The 20675-nt window shown below is 68.5% G+C and carries 19 protein-coding genes; 15 read left to right on the plus strand and 4 right to left on the minus strand.

The genetic code is table 11. The features are described from left to right. Positions 1–29 precede the first annotated feature (29 nt). The 12 genes from GOY17_RS14670 (at position 30) to GOY17_RS14725 (ending at position 10355) form a co-directional block, all read left to right on the plus strand. On the plus strand, positions 30–1460 hold the full coding sequence (locus tag GOY17_RS14670) for an RNA polymerase factor sigma-54 (RefSeq protein WP_157030957.1): 1431 nt from the start codon (positions 30–32) through the stop codon (positions 1458–1460). Between the two features lie 153 nt (positions 1461–1613). Beyond that, entirely contained in the window at positions 1614–1940 is a 327-nt protein-coding gene (hpf, locus tag GOY17_RS14675; protein WP_115842550.1) for a ribosome hibernation-promoting factor, HPF/YfiA family, read from the plus strand. 40 nt (positions 1941–1980) lie between these two features. Continuing rightward, a complete protein-coding gene (locus GOY17_RS14680) occupies positions 1981–2460 on the plus strand; it encodes a PTS sugar transporter subunit IIA (RefSeq protein WP_192631437.1) in 480 nt (159 codons plus the stop codon). A gap of 8 nt (positions 2461–2468) precedes the next feature. Then, positions 2469–3419 (plus strand): HPr(Ser) kinase/phosphatase, encoded by a 951-nt coding sequence (gene hprK, locus GOY17_RS14685; RefSeq protein ID WP_115842552.1) that lies wholly within the window; start codon positions 2469–2471, stop codon positions 3417–3419. A gap of 30 nt (positions 3420–3449) precedes the next feature. Beyond that, positions 3450–4331 carry an RNase adapter RapZ gene (gene rapZ, locus GOY17_RS14690; protein ID WP_115842553.1) on the plus strand — a complete coding sequence of 294 codons (882 nt, stop codon included), beginning with the start codon at positions 3450–3452 and terminating at the stop codon, positions 4329–4331. A gap of 201 nt (positions 4332–4532) precedes the next feature. Continuing rightward, on the plus strand, positions 4533–4850 hold the full coding sequence (locus GOY17_RS14695; protein ID WP_157030959.1) for an EF-hand domain-containing protein: 318 nt from the start codon (positions 4533–4535) through the stop codon (positions 4848–4850). Between the two features lie 83 nt (positions 4851–4933). Beyond that, entirely contained in the window at positions 4934–5263 is a 330-nt protein-coding gene (locus GOY17_RS14700; protein ID WP_157030960.1) for a hypothetical protein, read from the plus strand. 182 nt (positions 5264–5445) lie between these two features. Then, positions 5446–5838, plus strand: a complete 393-nt coding sequence (locus tag GOY17_RS14705) for a PTS sugar transporter subunit IIA (protein WP_115842556.1) — start codon at positions 5446–5448, stop codon at positions 5836–5838. Between the two features lie 86 nt (positions 5839–5924). Further along, positions 5925–6194: an HPr family phosphocarrier protein gene (locus GOY17_RS14710; protein WP_115842557.1), complete on the plus strand. Its 270-nt coding sequence runs from the start codon at positions 5925–5927 to the stop codon at positions 6192–6194. 7 nt (positions 6195–6201) lie between these two features. Then, positions 6202–7929, plus strand: a complete 1728-nt coding sequence (gene ptsP, locus GOY17_RS14715) for a phosphoenolpyruvate--protein phosphotransferase (protein WP_115842558.1) — start codon at positions 6202–6204, stop codon at positions 7927–7929. 136 nt (positions 7930–8065) lie between these two features. Then, entirely contained in the window at positions 8066–9427 is a 1362-nt protein-coding gene (gene mgtE, locus GOY17_RS14720; RefSeq protein ID WP_115842559.1) for a magnesium transporter, read from the plus strand. Between the two features lie 97 nt (positions 9428–9524). After that, positions 9525–10355 (plus strand): carboxylesterase family protein, encoded by an 831-nt coding sequence (locus tag GOY17_RS14725; protein WP_157030961.1) that lies wholly within the window; start codon positions 9525–9527, stop codon positions 10353–10355. Between the two features lie 256 nt (positions 10356–10611). On the opposite strand, the gene GOY17_RS14730 is transcribed toward GOY17_RS14725, so the two are convergent. From GOY17_RS14730 to GOY17_RS14740, 3 genes are read right to left on the minus strand one after another with little or no spacing between them, the layout of a single operon-like run. Next, positions 10612–11535, minus strand: a complete 924-nt coding sequence (locus tag GOY17_RS14730) for an aspartate carbamoyltransferase catalytic subunit (protein ID WP_157030962.1) — start codon at positions 11533–11535, stop codon at positions 10612–10614. Beyond that, positions 11532–12059, minus strand: coding sequence for a Holliday junction resolvase RuvX (gene ruvX, locus GOY17_RS14735; protein WP_115842562.1), 528 nt, complete (start codon positions 12057–12059; stop codon positions 11532–11534). The genes GOY17_RS14730 and ruvX overlap by 4 nt, the downstream gene beginning before the upstream one ends. After that, the gene (locus GOY17_RS14740; RefSeq protein WP_115842563.1) at positions 12059–12625 is read right to left on the minus strand and encodes a YqgE/AlgH family protein; all 567 of its coding nucleotides are present in this window, start codon (positions 12623–12625) and stop codon (positions 12059–12061) included. The genes ruvX and GOY17_RS14740 overlap by 1 nt, the downstream gene beginning before the upstream one ends. 88 nt (positions 12626–12713) lie before the next feature. On the opposite strand from GOY17_RS14740, the gene GOY17_RS14745 reads away from it, so the two are divergent. Both GOY17_RS14745 and GOY17_RS14750 read left to right on the plus strand, forming a co-directional pair. Continuing rightward, entirely contained in the window at positions 12714–14414 is a 1701-nt protein-coding gene (locus GOY17_RS14745) for a dipeptidyl-peptidase 3 family protein (RefSeq protein WP_157030963.1), read from the plus strand. A gap of 324 nt (positions 14415–14738) precedes the next feature. Further along, entirely contained in the window at positions 14739–15308 is a 570-nt protein-coding gene (locus GOY17_RS14750) for a DNA-3-methyladenine glycosylase I (protein ID WP_157030964.1), read from the plus strand. Between the two features lie 3 nt (positions 15309–15311). On the opposite strand, the gene GOY17_RS14755 is transcribed toward GOY17_RS14750, so the two are convergent. Continuing rightward, on the minus strand, positions 15312–18173 hold the full coding sequence (locus GOY17_RS14755; RefSeq protein ID WP_198173702.1) for an ATP-binding protein: 2862 nt from the start codon (positions 18171–18173) through the stop codon (positions 15312–15314). Positions 18174–18396: 223 nt separating this feature from the next. Between GOY17_RS14755 and GOY17_RS14760 the strand changes: the two genes are divergently transcribed. Continuing rightward, positions 18397–20670 (plus strand): ATP-binding protein, encoded by a 2274-nt coding sequence (locus GOY17_RS14760; protein ID WP_198173703.1) that lies wholly within the window; start codon positions 18397–18399, stop codon positions 20668–20670. Positions 20671–20675 lie beyond the last annotated feature (5 nt).

Below are 20675 nucleotides of genomic sequence, written 5' to 3' on the forward strand. Positions count from 1 at the left end.
GTTCCCCCTGGTCGCGTTGGCATTGGACAATGAAACCGCGTCTTCAAGCCGCACTCGGACAACAGCTGGTGATGACACCGCAGTTGCGTCAGGCGATCCGCCTGCTGCAGCTGTCTGCGGTCGAGCTCGAGGCTGAACTGGCCGCGGCAGTCGAGAGTAATCCGCTGCTCGATTGGACCGAAACCGCCATCAGCGTCACCAACGGCTCGGCCACCAATGGTGAATCCGCGGGCGAAAGCGCCACCAACGGCGCCGAACCCGAACACCTGCCGCCGGAAGCCGAATGGAACACCGACGGCGAGCCCTGGTACGAACGCGTGGGCCCGGCCGACAGCGACGACGACACGCCGATCGCCGAACAGGTCGCAGAATCGGACACGCTGCACGATCACCTTCTCTGGCAGCTGCACCTCAGCCCGCTCTCCTCACGCGATCGATCGATCGGCGTGGCGTTGATCGAATCCATCGATGACGACGGCTACCTGCGCGAACCACTGGACGCGATCGCCGCCTCACTCGAGTCCTCGCTGGAATGCAGCCAGGACGAACTCACCACCGTGCTGCACCAGATCCAGCAGTTCGACCCGGTGGGCGTGGGCGCACGCACGCTGGGCGAATGCCTGCGTTTGCAGCTCGCGCAGCTGCCGCCGGAGACGCCGGGGCGCGCATTGGCCCACCAGTTGGCCAATGGCCCGCTGGAACGCCTGCCGCGCGTCGGCGTGGCGGGACTGGCGGCCGAACTCAAGCTCGATCTGGTCGAAGCGGAAACGGCCGTGCAGTTGCTGCGCTCGCTCGATCCGCGCCCCGGCGCGCAGATCGGCGCCATCGCCAGCGACACCTACGTCGCACCCGACGTCGTGATCTGGCGCCAGCACGGCCTGTGGCGCGTGGCGCTGGCCGACGGCATGCGTCCGCGCATTTCGATCCATCGCGGCTATGAGAACATGCTGCGCCACGCGAGCGGCACCGACGCCAGCTACCTGCGCGGACACCTGCAGGAAGCGCGCTGGCTGCTCAAGAGCCTGGAGGCGCGCGGCGAAACGCTCATCAAGGTGGCGCGCTGCCTGATCAAACAGCAGGCCGCGTTCCTGGAGTTCGGCGACAGCGCGCTGCGGCCGCTGACCCTGCGCGAAGTCGCGGCCGAGGTCGGCCTGCACGAATCCACCGTCTCGCGCGCGATCGCCCGCAAGTACGCGCGCACCCCGCGCGGCACGGTGCCGCTGCGCGCGTTCTTCGCATCGGGTATCGAGACCGGTACCGGTGGCGAGGCGTCGAGCACGGCGATCCAGGCGATGATCCGCCGCCTCATCGAGGCTGAAAATCCCCGCAAGCCCCTCTCCGACGCCCGCCTGGCCGAGACCCTCAAGGCCACCGGCGTCCCGGTCGCGCGCCGCACCGTCGCCAAATACCGCGAGGCCATGAGCATCCCGTCCTCGCAGGACCGCGTAAGGATCGGTTAGGAAATCGGGATCGTTGCGTGAAAGCGGCGATCACAAAACCTTGCCGGATCAAAGCGTTCGACGCGCAAGCCCGAAACTGCGGATGGATGCCCCTTGCGCAACGCACCGGGCGTGCCATCCTGTCTTCCCGTCGCGACGTAAAGGAGGTCTTCGATGCGCATCGAAACTTACGGCCAGCAGATCGAGGTCACGCCCGCCCTGCGGGACTACGTGGAAAGCAAGCTCTCGCGACTGGAGCGCCATTGCGAACAACCCTTCGATGTCCGCACCCAGCTGAGCCTTGAGAAACCCAACCACCGCGCAAAGGCCACCGTGAATCTCGCCGGCCGCACGCTCGTGGCCGACGCGCAGGCGCTGGACATGTACGCCGCCATCGACCTGCTCACCGACAAGCTCGACCGCCTGCTTCGCGAACACCGCAGCAAGGTCGTCGACCATCATCGCGGCGAAAGCGCCGCCCGCAGCAACAGCTTCGGCTGACCGAGACCCGCCACCCCACACCATGCCGCTGCATGATCTGTTGTCACGCGCGCGTGTCGCCATCCTGGATGGCCACGCGATAGAAGCGGGCGCGTCCGAGGGCGCGCCCGCACTTCTGCGCGTGCTCGACGCAGCGGCGTGGCTGCTGTCCGATGGCGAGGACAGCGCGCCGATCTCGCTCGCCCTGCGCGATCGCGAACGCCGCGCCAGCACTGCGATCGGCGACGGCGTGGCGGTCCCGCACGCGCGCGTGGCCGACATCGACGAATGCCGTGCGGCGTTTCTTCGCGTCGAGCACCCCGTCGATTTCGAAGCGGCCGACGGCAAGCCCGTCGACCTCGTACTCGCGCTGCTCGTGCCCGAGCACGACGTCAACGCGCAATTGCAACGCCTGGCGGAGATCGCCGAGCGCTTCGCCGATCCCGAATATCGCGCCGCGCTGCGCAAGGCCCGCGACGCAGGCCACCTGCGCCAGCTGTTGGGCGGCTCGGGCCCCGATTTCCTTCCCTGCGCCGCCTGAGGGCCCGGATGAGCACCAGCATCAGCGCAGGGGAACTGTTCGAACAACAACGCGATCGTCTCGGCCTGCGCTGGCTGGCCGGGCAACGCGGCGACCGTCGCATCCTCGAAGCGGTCAACACCGTCGCGCGCCGTCCGTCGCTGGCCGGCTATCTCAACGCGATCTATCCCAACAAGGTGCAGATCCTCGGCACCGAGGAACTGGCGTGGCTGGACGCGCTCGAACCGCGCCTGCGCTGGGAGACGATCGAGAAGATCATGCAGTTCCGCCCGCTCGCGCTGGTCATCAGCAAGGACCAGGCGTGCCCGGAAGACCTGCGCATCGCGGCCGAGGAAAGCAACACGCCGCTGTGGGTCTCGCCGCGACGCGGGCATGAGCTGCTCAACCACCTGCAGTACCACCTCGCGCGCGCACTCGCGCCGCGGGTGACGTTGCACGGCGTCTTCATGGAGATCTACTCCATCGGCGTGCTGATCACCGGCGAGTCGGGATCGGGCAAGAGCGAACTCGCGCTGGAACTGGTGACGCGCGGCCACCGCCTGGTCGCCGACGATGCGCCTGAATTCACGCAGATCGCGCCCGACGTCCTCGACGGCACGTGCCCGGAAATGCTCCAGGACCTGCTCGAAGTACGCGGCCTGGGCGTGCTCAACATCCGCCAGATGTTCGGCGACACTGCGGTGAAGAACAACAAGTACCTGCGCCTGATCGTGCACCTCGGCAGGCCGATGACCGAACCCAAGCCGATGGGCATGGAACGGCTCACCGGCGACAGCGGCGTGCGTCGCGTGCTCGACCTCGACGTGCCGATGATCACCCTGCCCGTCATGCCCGGCCGCAACCTCGCCGTACTGACCGAAGCAGCCACGCGCCTGCACAGCCTGCGCATGAAGGGGCTGGACCCGGCGGCGGCGTTCATCGCGCGACACAGCAACTTCCTCGAACGCGGCGATTCCTGACCGCGCACCTTCCCTTCGCCTGCCAGCGCCATGAGCGAAACGCCCAACTCCACGCTTGTCATCGTCAGCGGCATGTCCGGTTCGGGCAAATCCGTCGCACTGCGCACGTTCGAAGACCTGGGGTATTTCTGCGTCGACAACCTGCCCGCGGACCTGCTGCCGCAATTCGTCGCCAGCGTGATGCGGGCCGACGATGGCGCGCCGGCAAAGATGGCGGTAAGCATCGACGTGCGAAACCGCCACAGCGACCTGAGCAACATTCCGGAGTGGCTGTCGGCCGTCGGCAAGCTCGGACTCGATCCGCGGCTGGTGTTCTTCGACGCGAACGAAAGTGCGCTGCTCAAGCGCTATGCCGACACGCGTCGTCGCCATCCGCTGAGCCACCTCGGGCTGTCGCTCGCCGATGCGATCGCGCTGGAGCGGCAGGTACTCAAGCCGCTGCGATCCATCGCCGATGCGGTGGTCGACACCAGCACGCTCAACGTGCACCAGCTGCGGCGGCAGGTGCTGACCGAGTTCGGCATCGGCGGCGACACCGGGATGTCGCTGCTGTTCGAATCCTTCGCGTACCGTCGCGGCGTACCGCCCGATGCGGATTTCGTCTTCGATGCGCGCGCGCTTCCGAACCCGCACTGGGATCCGGTGCTGCGCCCGCTGTCCGGGCGCGATGCGGCGATCCGCGAATACCTGGAATCGCAGGCCGACGTGAACCTGTTCTTCGAGCAGATCCGCACGTTCCTCGACACGTGGTTGCCGCGCCTGCACGTGGACAGCACGCGCAGCTACGCGACGATCGCCTTCGGCTGCACCGGCGGTCGCCATCGCTCGGTGTATCTGGCCGAACGCTTCGCCGAGCACGCGCGCGAGCAGGGCTGGGACGAGGTCGCCGTGCATCATCGCGAGCTGGATTGATCGGCGCGCGATCTTCCTCGCATTCCGGGCTTCTTCACGGCACCGCAACGAAGGCCGCCTATCGCGGTGAATGCGTCCTGACTCGTGCCGTCGCATGAGCACGCCTCACGAAATTTTCGCATCACGCTTGCGCGCGCCTTGCGGTGCCGAGGCTACGGTCGGGTTGCGCTGATCGACGGCGCTCATCCGCAGGAGAGTGCAATGCGAAAGTCCACCGTGACAAGAACGGTCCTGATCGCGATGGCCGTCGCGTTCGCTTCCCCTGCCCTCGCACAGCGGACCGAACCGCCGACGCCCACGTCGCCACCGACCGGCAGTACCACCGACACGACCCCGCGCACGCTCAGCTTCTCCGACCTCGACGTCAACGCCGACGGCAAGGTGAGCAAGGACGAAGCCGCGGCCGACGCACGACTGACCAGCCATTACGCGCAGGTCGATCGGGACGGCGACGGGCAGGTGTCGGAAGCCGAATACGCAGCGGGCCACCAGCGCACCGATACCTCGACGCCGCGATGATCCTCGCGCGTCTCGCGCGGGCCCCCAACGACAAGACCCCATCGACAAGCCGTTCCCCCTGAGACCAAAGGAGCACCAACCGAATGAATACCCATCGACTTACCGGCGCCCTTGCGCTGATCCTCGTGTCCTCGACGCTGGCGTTGGCCGGTTGCCAGAAGCACGAAACCGAGGTCGTCCCGCCGGCCACCGAAACGCCGCCGGCCGATACCACCACGCCGCCGGCCGACACGACCACGCCACCTGCGGACACCACCACGCCGCCGACCGACAGCACGATGCCGCCGACCGATACGACGACGCCTACGGATACGACGGCCCCGCCGGCCACCACCCCGCCGCCCACCGACGGCACGACGCCGCCGGCCGACCAGACCACGCCGCAGGACAGCACCACTCCGCCGCGTACGTGATCGCGCGGGGACATCCCGCCCCGAACGGCCCGCACCCGCGGGCCGTTCTCGTATCCGGCGCTGCGGATTCGTGACCGTCTTCAACACGACTCCGGGACCTTTGCGGGCCGAGCATCGCGGAAGTCGCAAGACGGCCTGTTTCCCGCTTCCGGGCCGTCACCCGGACCTGTTAAGTTGACGCCATGGCCGTCGGCATCCTCCTCATCACCCACGAAGGCATCGGCACCGCGCTGGTCGCGGTGGCGCGCCGGTTGCTGAGCCAGTTGCCGCTGCGGACCGAAGCACTCGAGGTGCCGTTCGAAGGCGACCCGGACGCCCTGCTGCCGCAGGCCAGCGCGGCATTGCGCCGCGTGGATGCCGGCGACGGCGTGCTGGTGCTGACCGATCTCTACGGCGCCACGCCCAGCAACCTCGCGGCCAAGGTCGCGCGGCTGGGCACGCCGGTGCGGCGGGTATCGGCGGTGAGCCTGCCGATGCTGCTGCGGGTGATGAACTACGCCGACCTGGGCCTGGACGAACTGCCGGCCGTCGCCGCCGCCGGCGCGCGCAACGGCGTGATCCTGGACGAAGCCTGACGCCCGGTCGGGCGCGAAACAGCTGGAAAAAGCATGACTGGAGCAACACACACGCGGGACCGGCAACGGGCCCGGAGGACGCGACGATGATCGAGCACGAACTGACCGTCAGCAATCGACTCGGCCTGCATGCGCGGGCCACGGCCAAGCTCGTGCAGACGCTGTCGGGCTATCGCAGCAGCGCCACGCTTACGGCGAAGGGCCGCGAAGTGAATGCCAAGAGCATCATGGGCGTGATGCTGCTCGCCGCCGGCCAGGGCACGCAGGTGCGCCTGCGCGTGGAAGGCGACGACGAGGAGCACGCCGCGCAGGCGGTGGTGTCGTTGTTCGAACGCCGTTTCGACGAAGACAGCTGAGGCGCGGATGAGGCAGACGTTCGTCGGTCACGGGGCCTCGCGCGGAAGCGCGCTCGGCCGCGCACGCGTCCGCCTGCCGCATGTACTGGAAGTCGTCGAGGAACACATCCCCGCCAAGCGCGTGGAGGGCGAGATCGTCCGCCTTCACGCGGCCATCGCGACCGTGCGCGAGGAAATGTTCGCCCTGCGCGAACGCCTGCACGGCGCGCTCGCCCACGAAGTCGGCGAATTCCTCGACCTGCACAGCCTGCTGCTGGACGACCCCGAACTGCTGCAGGGACTGGACGAACTGATCCGCACCGGTCGCTATTCGGCCGACTACGCGCTGCGCCTGCAGCGCGATCGCATCGCCTCGGTCTTCCAGACGATGGACGACGCCTATTTCCGCAGCCGCGTGGACGACATCGACCAGGTGATCGGCCGCATCCACGCCGCGCTGCATCGCCACGATGCGGGCATGCCGGGCGTCGCCGGTGAGATCCTGGTGACTGACAACGTCGCGCCGGCGGAAATCGCGCAACTGCAGGCGCAGGGGGTGATGGCGATCGTCACCACCACCGGGAGCATCCTGTCGCACAGCGCGATCCTCGCGCGCAGCCTGCACCTGCCGCTGGTCGTCGGGGCCGAAGGCGCACTGCAGCGGATCAACGACGGCGACGTGCTCGCGGTCGACGGCGCCACCGGCAACGTCATCCTCGAGCCCGACGCGAACGACCTGCGCGCGCATCGCGGCCGCGTGCGCGAGCTGGCGCGCGAACGCAAGCAACTGCACCGCCTGCGCCGCGAACCCACGCGCACGATCGACGGCGTGGACATCAAGCTCTACGCCAATGCCGAATCACGCGACGACGTCGCCGAGGCGCATGCGCTCGGCGCGGCCGGCGTGGGCCTGTACCGCACCGAATTCCTGTTCCTGCAGCGCAACGAACTGCCGGATGAGGAAGAACAGTTCCGTGTCTACCGCGACGTCGTGCTCGGCATGACCGGTCGCGCCGTGACGATCCGCACGCTCGACCTCGGCGCCGACAAGGCGGACCGCACCGGGCTGGCCCTTCGCGACGAACCCAACCCCGCGCTCGGCCTGCGCGGCGTGCGCCTGTCGCTCGCGCGCGCGGGCCTGCTGGAAGCGCAGCTGCGCGCACTGGTGCGTGCGTCGGGCTACGGACCGTTGCGGATCCTGCTGCCGATGATCTCCACGCGCGAGGAAGTGCGCCAGGTGCGCGCCACGCTCAAGCGCGTCACGCTGGAACTTCGCGAACAGGGCCACGCGATCGCCGACAACATCCCGCTCGGCGCGATGATCGAGGTGCCGGCCGCCGCGATCGCGCTGCCGGCGTTCATCGGCAGCGTGGACTTCCTGTCGATCGGCACGAACGACCTGGTGCAGTACCTGCTCGCCGCCGACCGCAACAACGAGGCGCTGACGAGTCTCTATACGCCGCTGCATCCTGCGGTGATCCGGCTGGTGCGCGACGTCATCCAGCTGGCCCGGAAGCGCGACAAGCCGGTGGCCGTGTGCGGCGAGATGGCCGGCGATTCGCACTTCGCACCGATGCTGCTCGCGCTGGGGCTGATGGAATTCAGCCTGCACCCGGCCACGCTGCTGGAACTGCGCCGCACGATCCGCCATTGCGACCTCGCGCAACTGCAGTCGCGCGCCCCTGCCCTGCTGCGCGCGCGCGACCGCGCCGGCATCGAGGAATGGATCGCGGAGAACGCACCCGTCGTGGCGTGATGCCGCATCGGCGATGCGCGCGAAGGGGTGGGCATCCCCGGCGTTCGGGGCGATAATGTCGCGATGAACACCTGACCCTGTCGTGCCCGAGCGGCCCGACGCGACCACGCTTCTCACGAAGCCCGGGAAGCCCCGCATGGCCGAAGCCGTCCGCCACGACAAGACCGCGCGCCAACTGCGCCTGCTTTCCGATGCACTGGACAGCGGCCGCCTTGGCCCCGTGCGCCGGCTGGTCAACACGCTCTCCCCCGCCGAGATCGGCAACCTCCTCGAATCGCTCCCGCCGGGCAAGCGCACGGTGGTGTGGGGGCTGGTCGATGCGGAAGACGACGGCGAGGTGCTGGTGCACGTCGGCGACGACGTGCGCGAAGGCCTGCTGGCCGAGATGGACCCGGACGAGATCATCGCCGCGGTCGAAGACCTCGACATCGACGACCTCGCCGACCTCGTCGAGGACCTGCCCGATACCGTCATCGACGAAGTCCTCAAGTCGATGGACCGCGAGAACCGCGAGCGGCTCGAACAGGTGCTGTCGTACCCGGAGGACACCGCCGGCCGACTGATGAACCCCGACGTGGTGACGGTGCGCACCGACACCACCATCGACGTGGTGCTGCGTTACCTGCGCCTGCGCGGCGAACTGCCCGAGCACACCGACCACCTGTACGTGGTCAGCCGGCGGCACCAGTACCTGGGCCGCATCGCGCTGGCGGCGCTGCTCACGCACGAGCCCGGCACGCCGATCAACAAGCTGATCGACGACGAACAGCCGGCGATCGACGTCGAGGAATCGGCCAACGAGGTCGCGCGCAAGTTCTCCGACCACGACTGGCTCAGCGCCCCGGTGGTCGACGACAACAACATCCTGCTCGGCCGCATCACCATCGACGACGTCGTCGACATCATCCGCAACCAGGCCGAGCACCAGGCGTTGAGCGCCGCCGGCCTGGACGAGGACGAGGACCTTTTCAGCCCGGTCTGGCGCGCGATGCGCCGACGGCTGATCTGGCTCTCGATCAACCTCGCCACCGCCTTCCTGGCGGCGAGCGTCGTGGGCGAATTCGCCGACACCATCGACAAGCTGGTCGCGCTGGCCGTGCTGATGCCCATCGTCGCCGGCATGGGCGGCAACGCCGGTACGCAGGTGCTGGCGCTGATGGTGCGCGGCCTCGCGCTGGGCCAGGTCGGCGCGGCGAACGTGCGCACGCTCCTGTGGAAGGAAGCACGCGTCGCGCTGCTCAACGGCCTGGTGCTCGGCACCCTGCTCGGCCTCATCGTGCTGCTGTGGTTCCACAGCGTCGGGTTGTCGATAGTCATCGCGACCGCGCTGACGGCGAACCTGCTGTTCGCGGCGGTGGCCGGCGTGCTGGTGCCGGTGACGATCCGGCGCTTCGGCTACGACCCCGCGCTCGCGTCGGGCATCTTCCTGACGACGGTGACCGACGTGATGGGCTTTTTCACCTTCCTCGGGCTGGCGACGATCATCCTGCTGCGCTGAGGCGTCCGATGCGGACCCGCGTCGCGATCTGCGACGCACGCCATTGCGATGCGCCGCGGCTGCGCCAATCATGCGGGCCGATGCCAGGAGCCTGTCCATGCCTTCGTTTCCGCGTTCCGCGTTTTCCCTTCTGACCCGCCTCGCCGTCGTCGCCCTGGCGCTCGCACTCGCCGCCTGCGCGACCACGCCGCGCGAGGTGCCGCCGGGCCGGTTCGTCGAACGCAGCGTCGTGGTCGACGGCGGCAGCCATCGCTACCAGGTCTTCGTGCCGTCGCGACAGGCCGGCGGGAAGCATCCCGCGACCGTGCTGTTCCTGCACGGCTCCGGCGAGCGCGGCACCGACAACCAGCGCCAGGTCGACGTCGGCCTCGGCCCGTTCGTGCGCGAACACGCGAAGACGTTCCCGGCCATCGTCGTCTTCCCCCAGTCGCCGGACGGCACGTCGTGGACCGGCACGCAGGCGCGCGTCGCGCTGGCCGCGCTGGATGCGGCGATCGACGAATTCGACGGCGACGAGGACCGCATCGTGCTCACCGGAATGTCGCGCGGCGGCTACGGCGTACTGGAACTGGCGATCATGGAACCGCGCCGCTTCGCCGCGCTGGTGCCGGTCTGCGGCGGCATCACCCAGCCGCCGGCGCTGAAGGAACACCTGCAGGTCGAGGGCGTGGCGCTGGCGCCCGATCCCTTCCTCGCCGCCGCACAGAAACTGCAGAAGCTGCCGGTGTGGGCCTTCCACGGCGGGAAAGACGACGTCGTGACTCCGGACCAGTCGCGCCACCTCGTCGAAGCGCTGCGCAACGTGGGCGGCAACGTGCGCTACACCGAGTTCGCCGAGCTTGGGCACAACAGCTGGGACGCCGCGTATGCGACCCCGGAGCTGTGGACCTGGGCGTTCGCGCAGCAGCGTAAGGGCGGGTTGTTCTGATTACCGAGCCCCGCCCGCTCACCGCAGAGCAGTTCGATTCTGGAGCCCCTCTCCCGCCTGCGGGAGAGGGGTTGGGGTGAGGGCTGGCGTGCTGTCGCACGCACCCGCAATTCATGCGTCAGCTGGGGGCCGCGGATTAGCAGCGAAGATCAACATGGATTCCAGCTTTCGCCGGGATGACGAAACAGCGATTCGCCGCTAGGCGAGTGCCCGACGCACCCGGCCCGGGCCCCGGCTTTCGCCGGGATGACGGGTGTCACCCGCGCAGCAACGCCTCCAGCACCGCCATGCGCACGGCGACGCCGTTGCTCACCTGGCGCAGGATAAGCGACTGCGGACCGTCGGCCACTTCGTCGGTGATTTCCACGCCGCGGTTGATCGGGCCCGGATGCATCACGACCGCATCGGGCGCGGCGCGCGTGAGGCGTTGCGCGGTGAGACCGAACTCGCGGTGGTAGTCGTCGAGCGAGGCGACCAGGCCTTCTTCCATGCGTTCGCGTTGCAGGCGCAGCATCATCGCCGCGTCCACGCCGTCCAGTGCGGCATCGAGATCGTGCGAGACGACGCAACCGTCGAGCGTGCCATCGTCCGGCAGCAGCGAGGCCGGGCCGCACACGCGGATCTCGCCGGTGCCGAGCGTGCGCAGCGCCTGCAGGTCCGAACGCGCGACGCGCGAATGCTTCACGTCGCCGACGATCGCGACCTTCAGCTTCGAGAAGTCGTGCCCCTTCGCCTGCCGCAGCGTGAGCATGTCGAGCAGGCCCTGCGTCGGATGCGCGCTGCGGCCGTCACCGGCATTGACGAGTGCGGTCCCATGCTCGACGTGCTGCGAGAGCGCGGCCACCGCGCCGTCTTCGTGATGGCGGATGACGAAGCCGCGCACGCCCATCGCTTCGAGGTTCTTCAACGTGTCCAGAGCGGTTTCGCCCTTGCGCGTGGACGAGGTGGACGCGTCGAAGTTCAGCACGTCCGCGCCCAGGCGCTGCGCGGCGAGCGTGAAGCTCATGCGCGTGCGCGTGGACGGTTCGAAGAACAGCGTGCACACCGCGATGCCGTCGAGCGCACGACGGTCGTAATGGCCGTCGGCGAAGGCCTGCGCGCGCGTGAGCAGCGCATCGAGCGCGTCGAAAGGCAGGCCATCGAGCGTGAGCAGATGGCGCGGAAGGTGCGTGTTGTTCATGCGGTCGGAGGCGGCGTCGGCCGGTTCGATTTCGTGGAATCGGGAAGATCGGAAAGGTCGAGCGCGTCGTCGGGCGACGCGAGCCAGCGTTCGATGATGACCGCGGCGGCGACGGCGTCGAGCGCCTCTGCATCGCGGCGGCGCTTGCGGCCTTCGGCACGATCGGATGCGAACCTCTGCGCGGCTTCGATCGAACTCATGCGCTCGTCGACGAGCACCACCGGCAGGTTGTATCGCTGCGCGAGTTCGCGCGCGAAGGCGTGCGCGCGCAGGCGGATCGGCTGGTCGCCGCCGTCCAGTGCCATCGGGTCGCCGACGATCAGGCCGTCGGGCCGCCATTCGCTGCGCAGCCGGTCGATCGAGGCCCAGTCCGGCCCGTGGCCGTGCACGTCGATCACGGCCAGCGCGCGTGCGCCGTGCCCGAACGCGCTGCCGACGGCGACGCCGATGCGGCGCGCGCCCACGTCGAAGCCCAGCACGGTGCCGTCGCGACGGATGCCGGGCTTGTCGGGCGAGGCCGCCATCAGGCGTGACCGGCGTAGTCGGCCAGGTGCGCGAAATCGACGCCGATGCGACCGGCGGCGGCCTGCCAGCGCGCATCCAGCGGCAGCTCGAACAGCAGCTCGGCGTCGGCCGGTGCGGTGAGCCAGTCGTTCTCGGTGAGCTCGTGTTCCAGCTGGCCCGAACCCCAGCCGGCGCAGCCCAGCGCGACGATCGCGTTCTCAGGGCCTTCGCCGCGCGCCATCGCTTCGAGGATGTCGCGCGACGTGGTGAGGAACAGGTGTTCGGTGATCGCCATCGTCGAATCCCACTGCATGCCGCCGTCGTGCAGCACGAAGCCGCGCTCGGGATGCACCGGGCCGCCGGCGAGCACCGGCTGCGCGCGCATGGTTTCGTCGCCGCCTTCCAGGCCCATCTGGCCGAGCACTTCGCCCAGCGTGTATTCGGAAGCGCGGTTCACGACGATGCCCATGGCACCGTCGGCGTCGTGCTGGCAGATCAGCGCCACGCTGCGCGCGAAGTTCGAATCGGCCAGCGCGGGCAGCGCGATCAGCAGCTGGTTGGCCAGTGGCGTGGGCGTAACGGACATGGCCGCATTCTAGCCCGCCCGGCGTGATGCGTGCCGCATCGCGGCACGGCGTACGATGGCGACTTTCCCCGTGCCCAACGCCGCCGTCATGTCTTCCACACAGCGCCCGCTCGTCCTGGCCTGCCTGGCCGTCGTCGCCCTCGCCGCCTGCCAGCGTGCGAACCCGCCCGAAGCCGCACCCGCGGCGTCCACGCCCGCGCAAGCTCCCGCGGCGACGTCCTACGCCGCCGCGCACGCCGGCGACTACGCCGTGGTGCCGCTGAAGGCCGATCTCTCGCGCTTCGACGAGAACACGCGCCACATGATCGCGCTGCTGGTGGAAGCCAGTGAAGTCACCAACGACCTGTACTGGAAGCAGTCCTGGGACGGCGATCGCGCCGCGCTGCTGGCGCGCGCGCCGGATGCGGCGACGCGCGAGCTGGCGGAGATCAATTTCGGCCCGTGGGATCGCCTGAACGAAGACACGCCCTTCATCGACGGCGTCGGCCCGCGCCCGCCGGGCGGCCCGTTCTATCCGGCCGACATGACCAAGGCCGAGTTCGAAGCCGCGCAGCTGCCGGACAAGACGTCCAACTACACCCTGCTGCGTCGCGAGAACGGCAAGCTCGTCACCGTGCCGTATCACGTGGCCTACAAGCCCGAGCTCGAGCGCGTCGCGACGCTGCTGCGCGAAGCGGCGAAGCTCAGCAGCGACAAGTCGTTCGCCGGTTACCTGAACATGCGCGCCGACGCGCTGCTGAGCGACGACTTCCGTCCCAGCGACATGGCGTGGATGGACATGAAGACCAATCCGGTCGACGTCGTCATCGGCCCGATCGAGACCTACGAAGACCAGCTCTTCGGCTACAAGGCCGCCTACGAAGGCCTGGTGCTGGTGAAGGACGTGGAGTGGAGCCAGAAGCTCGCGCGCTTCGCGAGTTTCCTGCCGGCGCTGCAGAAGGGCCTGCCGGTGGACGCGAAATACAAGGCGGAAATGCCCGGCTCCGACGCCGACCTCAACGCATACCAGGTCGTCTATTACGGCGGCAATGCGAACGTCGGCGGCAAGACGATCGCGATCAACCTGCCCAACGACGAGGAAGTGCAGCTGAAGAAGGGCACGCGCCGGCTCCAGCTGGAGAACGTGATGCGCGCGAAGTTCGACGCGATTTTGGTGCCGATCGCGAACCAGCTGATCGCGAAGGACCAGCTCAAGCACGTCACGTTCGATGCGTTCTTCGAGGACGTGATGTTCCATGAAGTCGCGCATGGCCTGGGCATCAAGAAGACGCTCGACGGCAAGGGCACTGTCGACGAGGCGCTGAAGGAATATTCGTCCAGCTTCGAGGAAGGCAAGGCCGACATCCTCGGTCTGTACATGATCGACGCGCTCAGCCGCCAGGGCGAACTCGACGAAAGCAAGCTGATGGACGGCTACGTGACCTTCCTCGCCGGCATCCTGCGCTCGGTGCGTTTCGGCGCGAGCGACGCGCACGGCAAGGCGAACATGGTGCGCTTCAACTTCTTCGCCGAGCGCGGCGCGTTCACGCGCGACGCCGACGGGCGCTACCGCGTCGACTTCGACAAGATGCGCGAGGCGATGAACGCGCTCAGCGCGAAGCTGCTCACCGTGCAGGGCGACGGCGATTACGCCGAAGCCAAGCGCATGACCGAGACGATGGGCGTGATCAAGCCCGAACTCGCGGCGGACCTGGCGCGATTGAAGGACGCGAAGATCCCGATCGACATCCGCTTCGAGCAGGGGCTGGAGACGCTGGGGTTGCAGGCGTTCGCGACTCCGGGGAAGTAAGGCGGCTCGCACTCCATCGCGCTGGTGCGGATGGGCACTCCCGCGACCGCCCGCACACCTCATCGTCATTCCCGCGAAGGCGGGAATCCAGGGACGTTGCACGCTTTCCCCGCAGTCTTACGGCCTGGAGCGTTCGGCTTCCGCGTCTGAAGCAATTCCGGTTAAGCGTGAGAAGTCCCTGGATTCCCGCCTTCGCGGGAATGACGAGCAAAGAGCAACAGCGAGAAGCGAGAAGCGACAAGCGACAAGCGAAGCGAACTCGACGCGACAAGCACCACGCACCACGCACCGCCAGCCTCCACACCACCAAACCAGCAAAACCCAATGTCCGGCTACTGCGACTCCGCCCCCGGCCACCCGCTCCACGGCCCTTACCACGACACCGAGTACGGATTCCCGCAGCGCGATGAAGCGGTGCTGTTCGAGCGCCTGATCCTCGAGATCAACCAGGCCGGACTGAGCTGGGAGACCATGCTGCGCAAGCGGGAGGGATTCCATCGCGCGTACAGCGGCTTCGACGTGGACAAGGTCGCCAGGTACGGCGACAAGGATCGAGAGCGCCTGTTGAATGACGCCGGCATCATCCGCAACCGCCTGAAGGTGGATGCGGCGATCCACAACGCGAAGGTGATCCGCGAGCTGCGCGCATCGCATGGCAGCTTCGCGCAATGGCTCGACGCGCACCTGCTCGACGATGCCGGCAAGCGCCGCGACAAGGCCGGCTGGATCAAGCTGTTCAAGAAGACCTTCCGCTTCACCGGTGGCGAGATCACCAACGAGTTCCTGATGAGCCTGGGCTACCTGCCCGGCGCGCATCGCGACGATTGCCCCGCGCAGAAGAAGATCCTGAAGCTCAAGCCGCCGCTGGATCCGGCGTGGCGGCGCAAGCTCTGACCGTCACGATGGCTGCCGCGCCAGCGCGGACAGCCGCCTTTCCAGCAGTTCGGTGATCGCGCTCGGCTCGGCCGGTTTCACCAGGTGCAGGTCAAAGCCGGCGTCGCGACTGGCCTGCTTCGCGTCCGCGCCGCCCCAGCCGGTCAGTGCGATCGCCACGAACGGACGGCCTTCCGCGTCGTCGCGCATCGCACGACAGGCCTCGAAGCCGTTGAGATCGGGCATGCCGATGTCCATCACCACCGCATCCGGGCGCCATGCCCTCGCGCGATCGACCGCCTGCCGGCCCTCGTAAGCGACGGCGACTTCGAAGCCCGACAACCGCAGCAGCAGCGCCAAGGTGTCGGCGGAGGCGCGGTTGTCGTCGACCACCAGCACGCGCCTCCATGCGTGCGCGTCGGGACACTCGATCACCAGCGGCGCGCCCGACACATCGACAGGTTCGAACTCGAACATCTCGGGGATTTCGTCCAGCGGCAGGCGCACCATGAATTCGCTGCCTTCGCCCAGGCCCTTGCTGCGCGCCTGGATGCGGCCGCCGTGCATCGACACGAGTTCCTTCGCGACCGCGAGCCCGAGGCCGAGACCGTTCTGCCCGCGTTCGAGCGAAGTATCGACCTGCATGAAGCTGGCGAAGATCTGTTCGAGGTCGTCATCGGCGATGCCGATACCGTCGTCGCGCACGCACAGCACCGCTTCGTCGCCCTCGCGCGCGAGCGACACGCGGATGTGCCCGCCTTCCGGCGTGAACTTGAGCGCGTTGCTGAGCAGGTTTCCGAGCACCTGCATCACGCGCGTCGTGTCGGCGCAGACCATCAGCGGCGACGGCGTCAGGTCGATCGACAACGTACGGTTCTCCGCTTCGTAGGTCGGCTGCATCGCCTCGGCGGCGACGCGCACCTCGTGCACGAGATCGACGCGACGACGATCCAGCTCCACCTTGCCGCGGCTGATACGGCTGATGTCGAGCAGGTCGTCCACCATGCGCACCAGATGGCGAACCTGTCGCTCCATCATGCCCAGCGTCGCGCCGGCATCCTCGCGCACGTTCCAGCGGCGCAGCAGCTCCAGCCCGGTGCGCAGCGGCGCGAGCGGATTGCGCAATTCGTGCGCGAGCGTCGCCAGGAACTCGTCCTTGCGGCGATCGGCCTGACGCAGCGCGACCTCCATGACGCGGCGATCGGTGATGTCGGCGAACAGCACCGCGACCTTCGGCGCATCGGCCGGGCCGACGCGGAAGGCGTATACGTCGAAATCGCGATCCAGCGCGTCGGCGCGGCGCTCGAAACGCAGCGGGGTTCCGCTACGAGCCACTTCGCCATACGTGTCGAACCACGTCTGGTCGAGGTCGGGCGCGCACTCGCGCGCAGTGCGGCCGGTGGCGTTGACCAGGCCGGTCTGGCGTTCGAAGGCGGGATTGACCTCCACGAATCGGTAGTCCATCGCGCGGTCGCCGTCGAAGACCACGTCGATCAACGCGAAGCCCTGGTCGATGGAGTCGAACAGGTGGCGGTATTTCTCTTCCGATTGCCGCAGCAGGCGCGCGTCGTGCTTCTGCTGCGTGATGTCCTGCATCATTCCGGTGACGGTGCGGACGCGACCGTCCTCGTTGCGGCTGCCGACCACGGCGCTGTCGTGCACCCATCGCACCGACGCGTCGTCGAGCACGATGCGGTACTGCGCGTCGAACGCCGACGACTTGCCCAGCGCGAACGACTCGTGCAGCGCGCGCACGCGTTGCGCGTCGTCCGGATGCACGCGCTGGAACCACGCTTCGCGTCGCCGCGCCGGTTCGATCGACCACAGGCGGCGATGCGCGTCGTTGAGGTGGTGCATGCGGTCCTGCGACATGTCCACGACGTAGAACGCCGCATCGAGGTTCCGTGCGACCTGCTGGAAGCGCTTCTCGCTCTGTCGTAGCGCGGCTTCGGCACGCGCGCGCTCCACCGCGGCCCACGTGCGCTCGGCGGTTTCGCGCACGACCTCGATCTCCTCCTCGCTCCAGTCGCGGGCGCGCTCGTCGCTGACGCCGAGCACGGCGATGAAGTGCTCGTTCTTCACCAGCGGCACGTTGATCAGCGAGCGGATGCTCAGCGCGAGGTAGCGGTCGCGCTCGGGCTGCCCGATATCGGCATCGTGTTCGGCATCGGTGATGACGAGGTTTCGCGCCGCGCGCAACAGGTCCATCTTCGACGGACTGTAATCGTCCAGCCGATAGCGCCCGTCCAGGCTCTGCACGCCCCGGTTGAAGCTGTCGCGCACGCGGCAATACGTGCCGTTGTGTTCGACCTCGCCGTAGTAGCCGCGGTTGACGTCCAGGTGCTCGGCCAGCATCCCCATCGCCGTGCGCATGATCGCGCCCGCATCGGCGAGCGGTCGCAGCGCGTCGCCGAGCGCGAGCAGGAAACGCTGCGTCCGCGCGTTCGCGCGCAGCACGGCCTCGTCCTGCTTGCGATCGGTGATGTCCATCGCCACGCCGTCCATGCGCGTCGGCTGCGGTGGCGCGCCTTCGAACGAGGTCTGCCCGCTGACGGCGATCCACCGCTGCGAGCCATCGGGGCGGACGATGCGGACGTCTTCCTGCAGCAGGCCCGTGCCGTCCGGGTCGAGCGCGCGATCCATGGCATCGCGAAACGTTTCGCGATCGTCGGGATGGATCGTCGAGGCCAACGCGCGCGCCAGGCTGAGAGACGAACCGGGCGGCAGGCCGAACAACGCGAGCAGGCGCGCATCCGGCACGCCGCGGTCGTCCGCCGGGTACCAGATGAAACTTCCCAGGCCCGCGGCATCCAGCGCCAGCTGGACCCGCAGGTCGTTCGTCCGTGCCGGGTCGTCTGGTCGCCCCGCGCTACGGGTGGCGGCCATCGGTCGGAATCTGTCGATCGTGCATCCGCGCATCTTGTGCCATCGGCGTGAAGGGTCGCGTCAACGCACGCGGCGGCAGGTGCGCCGCGCCGACGAAGCATTCGCGCGGCGTGACGAAACCGGCTCGCGATTCCCGTGGCGTCTGCTGCGAGCGCCGTGCGCGCTCACACCGGCCTCTGCGGGCGGGTGTAACGTAGGGCACGCGAACCCCAGGGCGTACGCGATGACCACACCCTACGGGCAGCAGCTCGCCCCTTCGGCCACGCCGGCGCCTTCCGACGCCGCGCCGCTGACGGCCACCCAGCTGGCCGATACGGTGCTGCTGCACCAGATCAGCGCCGAGCTGATCAGCCAGGAAGACGGCGGCGTCATCTACCGCAAGCTGGTGGATGCGGCGATGGCGATCATGCGTTCGGATTTCGGCAGCCTGCAGGTGCTCGAAACGGGCGCGCACGGGCCGCAGCTGCGGCTGATGGTGGCGCGCGGCTTCCCGGCCGAAGCCGAGCAGTTCTGGGGCGTCGTGCGCTCCACTTCCACCTGCAGTTCAGGGTCTGCGCTGCGGCTCGGCGAGCGGTTCATGTGCAGCGACGTCACCGCGGATCCTTCCACGTCCGAAGAGGACCTCGCGATGTATCGCCGCGTCGGCCTGGTCGCCGTGCAGGCCACGCCGCTGGTCACGCGCGGCGGTCGCCTGCTCGGCATGCTGTCCACGCACTGGCGCAGCCCGTACCGGCCCACGGCGGACCAGTTCCGCCTGTTCGACATCCTGGTGCGCCAGGCCGCCGACCTGCTCGAACGCAGCCAGACCGAAGCCGAACGGCGCGAGCGCGAAGCGTGGATGACCGGGCAGAAGGAAGCGATGCAGGCCGCGATGGACGGCGAACCGCTGTCCACCTCGCTGGGCATCCTCGTGCGGACGGCGACTCACGAGCTCGGCGACGGCGTGCGTGCGGCGTTCTATCTCGTCGATCCGGAGGGCAAGCGGCTCAACCACGTCGTCGGCATGGGCAACGAGTACGCGAAGGAGGTGAGCGGCTTCCTGATCGGCCCGGAATCCCTCGCCTGCGGGCTGGCGGCCTCGACGGGCACGCCGGTGCTGACCTCCGACGTGCGCGAGGAGCCGCGCTGGGAGCCATGGCGATGGCTGGCCGAACGCTTCGGCTATCGCGCGTGCTGGAGTTTCCCGATCCACACCGCCGCCGGCACGTTCGTCGGCACGTTCGCGCTGTACTGGCCGGTCCCGTGCGAAGCCACGCCGCGGCACATCGAACTGGTCGGGCGTCTCACGCAGACCGCCGCGATCATCATCTCGCGCGACAGCGAAGCCACCGCGCGCCGGCGTACCGCCGCAGCGTTGCGCGAGAGCGAAGCCGCGCTGCGCGATGCCGCGCGTCGCAAGGACGAATTCCTGGCGATGCTCGCGCACGAACTGCGCAATCCGATCGCGGCGATCCGCAACGCGAGTTACCTGCTGCTGAACAGCCCCGATGCGGTTTCGACTTCACGCTGCTCGGCGCTGATCGACCGGCAGGTCACGCTGCTGACGGACCTGGTCAACGACCTGCTCGACGTCTCGCGCATCACGCGCGGGCTGATCACGCTGCGGCAGGAGCCGTGCGACCTGCAGTCGGTCGCGCACCACGCGTTGGCGAGCCTGCAGCCGATGATCGGCAGCAAGGGGCACGAACTCGAACTGGTCGCCACGGGCGAGCCGGTGCGCGTCATCGGCGACCCGGGCCGGCTGGAACAAATCGCCCTCAACCTCATCGGCAATGCCGTCAAATACACCGATCCCGGCGGGCGCATCCGCGTGGCCGTCGGCGTGGAGGACGGCAACGCCGAACTGCGCGTGAGCGACAACGGCATCGGCATGTCGCGCGAAGTCACCGAGCGCGTGTTCGATCTTTTCGCGCAGGCCGAACGCGGACTCGCGCGTTCGCAGGGTGGGCTGGGCGTGGGCCTCACCATCGTCAAGCAGCTGGTCGAGCTGCATGGCGGCACGGTGCGCGCGCAGAGCGACGGGCCCGGACAGGGGTCGGAATTCATCGTCCGACTGCCACTGCGTTCGCGCGACGCGGTCGACGACACCGCGGCGGATGAGCCCTCGCGCGCCGGCTCGCTCGTCGCGCGGCGCATCCTGGTCGTGGACGATCGCGAAGATTACGCCGACTCGCTGGCGGTGCTGCTGGAGATCCAGGGCGCGCTGGTGCGTACCGCGCGCGACGGCACCGGCGCGCTCGATCTGATCCATGCGTGGCGGCCGGAGATCGTGCTGCTCGACCTGGGCCTGCCCGACATCGACGGCTTCGAGGTCGCGCGCCGCGTGCGCCAGGCGCCGGGCGGCGATGCGGTGCACCTGATCGCCATCAGCGGCTACGGCCAGCCCGACGACGTGAAGCGCGCGCTCGAGGCGGGCTTCGATCGCCACTTCATCAAGCCGGTGGAAATCGCGGAGCTGATGCAGTGGCTGCAGGCGTCTTCGCGCGTTTCCACGTAAGTGCG

It is taken from the genome of Lysobacter soli, assembly GCF_009755585.1.
Taxonomy (GTDB): Bacteria; Pseudomonadota; Gammaproteobacteria; order Xanthomonadales; family Xanthomonadaceae; genus Lysobacter_J; species Lysobacter_J soli.

Excerpts from the sequence above, each read along its gene's own strand:
- GOY17_RS14670 (WP_157030957.1), top strand. The coding sequence starts at position 30 with ATGAAACCGCGTCTTCAAGCCGCACTCGGACAACAGCTGGTGATGACA.
- hpf (WP_115842550.1), top strand. The coding sequence starts at position 1,614 with ATGCGCATCGAAACTTACGGCCAGCAGATCGAGGTCACGCCCGCCCTG.
- hprK (WP_115842552.1), top strand. The coding sequence starts at position 2,469 with ATGAGCACCAGCATCAGCGCAGGGGAACTGTTCGAACAACAACGCGAT.
- rapZ (WP_115842553.1), top strand. The coding sequence starts at position 3,450 with ATGAGCGAAACGCCCAACTCCACGCTTGTCATCGTCAGCGGCATGTCC.
- GOY17_RS14695 (WP_157030959.1), top strand. The coding sequence starts at position 4,533 with ATGCGAAAGTCCACCGTGACAAGAACGGTCCTGATCGCGATGGCCGTC.
- GOY17_RS14700 (WP_157030960.1), top strand. The coding sequence starts at position 4,934 with ATGAATACCCATCGACTTACCGGCGCCCTTGCGCTGATCCTCGTGTCC.
- GOY17_RS14705 (WP_115842556.1), top strand. The coding sequence starts at position 5,446 with ATGGCCGTCGGCATCCTCCTCATCACCCACGAAGGCATCGGCACCGCG.
- GOY17_RS14710 (WP_115842557.1), top strand. The coding sequence starts at position 5,925 with ATGATCGAGCACGAACTGACCGTCAGCAATCGACTCGGCCTGCATGCG.
- ptsP (WP_115842558.1), top strand. The coding sequence starts at position 6,202 with ATGAGGCAGACGTTCGTCGGTCACGGGGCCTCGCGCGGAAGCGCGCTC.
- mgtE (WP_115842559.1), top strand. The coding sequence starts at position 8,066 with ATGGCCGAAGCCGTCCGCCACGACAAGACCGCGCGCCAACTGCGCCTG.
- GOY17_RS14725 (WP_157030961.1), top strand. The coding sequence starts at position 9,525 with ATGCCTTCGTTTCCGCGTTCCGCGTTTTCCCTTCTGACCCGCCTCGCC.
- GOY17_RS14730 (WP_157030962.1), bottom strand. The coding sequence starts at position 11,535 with ATGAACAACACGCACCTTCCGCGCCATCTGCTCACGCTCGATGGCCTG.
- ruvX (WP_115842562.1), bottom strand. The coding sequence starts at position 12,059 with ATGGCGGCCTCGCCCGACAAGCCCGGCATCCGTCGCGACGGCACCGTG.
- GOY17_RS14740 (WP_115842563.1), bottom strand. The coding sequence starts at position 12,625 with ATGTCCGTTACGCCCACGCCACTGGCCAACCAGCTGCTGATCGCGCTG.
- GOY17_RS14745 (WP_157030963.1), top strand. The coding sequence starts at position 12,714 with ATGTCTTCCACACAGCGCCCGCTCGTCCTGGCCTGCCTGGCCGTCGTC.
- GOY17_RS14750 (WP_157030964.1), top strand. The coding sequence starts at position 14,739 with ATGTCCGGCTACTGCGACTCCGCCCCCGGCCACCCGCTCCACGGCCCT.
- GOY17_RS14755 (WP_198173702.1), bottom strand. The coding sequence starts at position 18,173 with ATGGCCGCCACCCGTAGCGCGGGGCGACCAGACGACCCGGCACGGACG.
- GOY17_RS14760 (WP_198173703.1), top strand. The coding sequence starts at position 18,397 with ATGACCACACCCTACGGGCAGCAGCTCGCCCCTTCGGCCACGCCGGCG.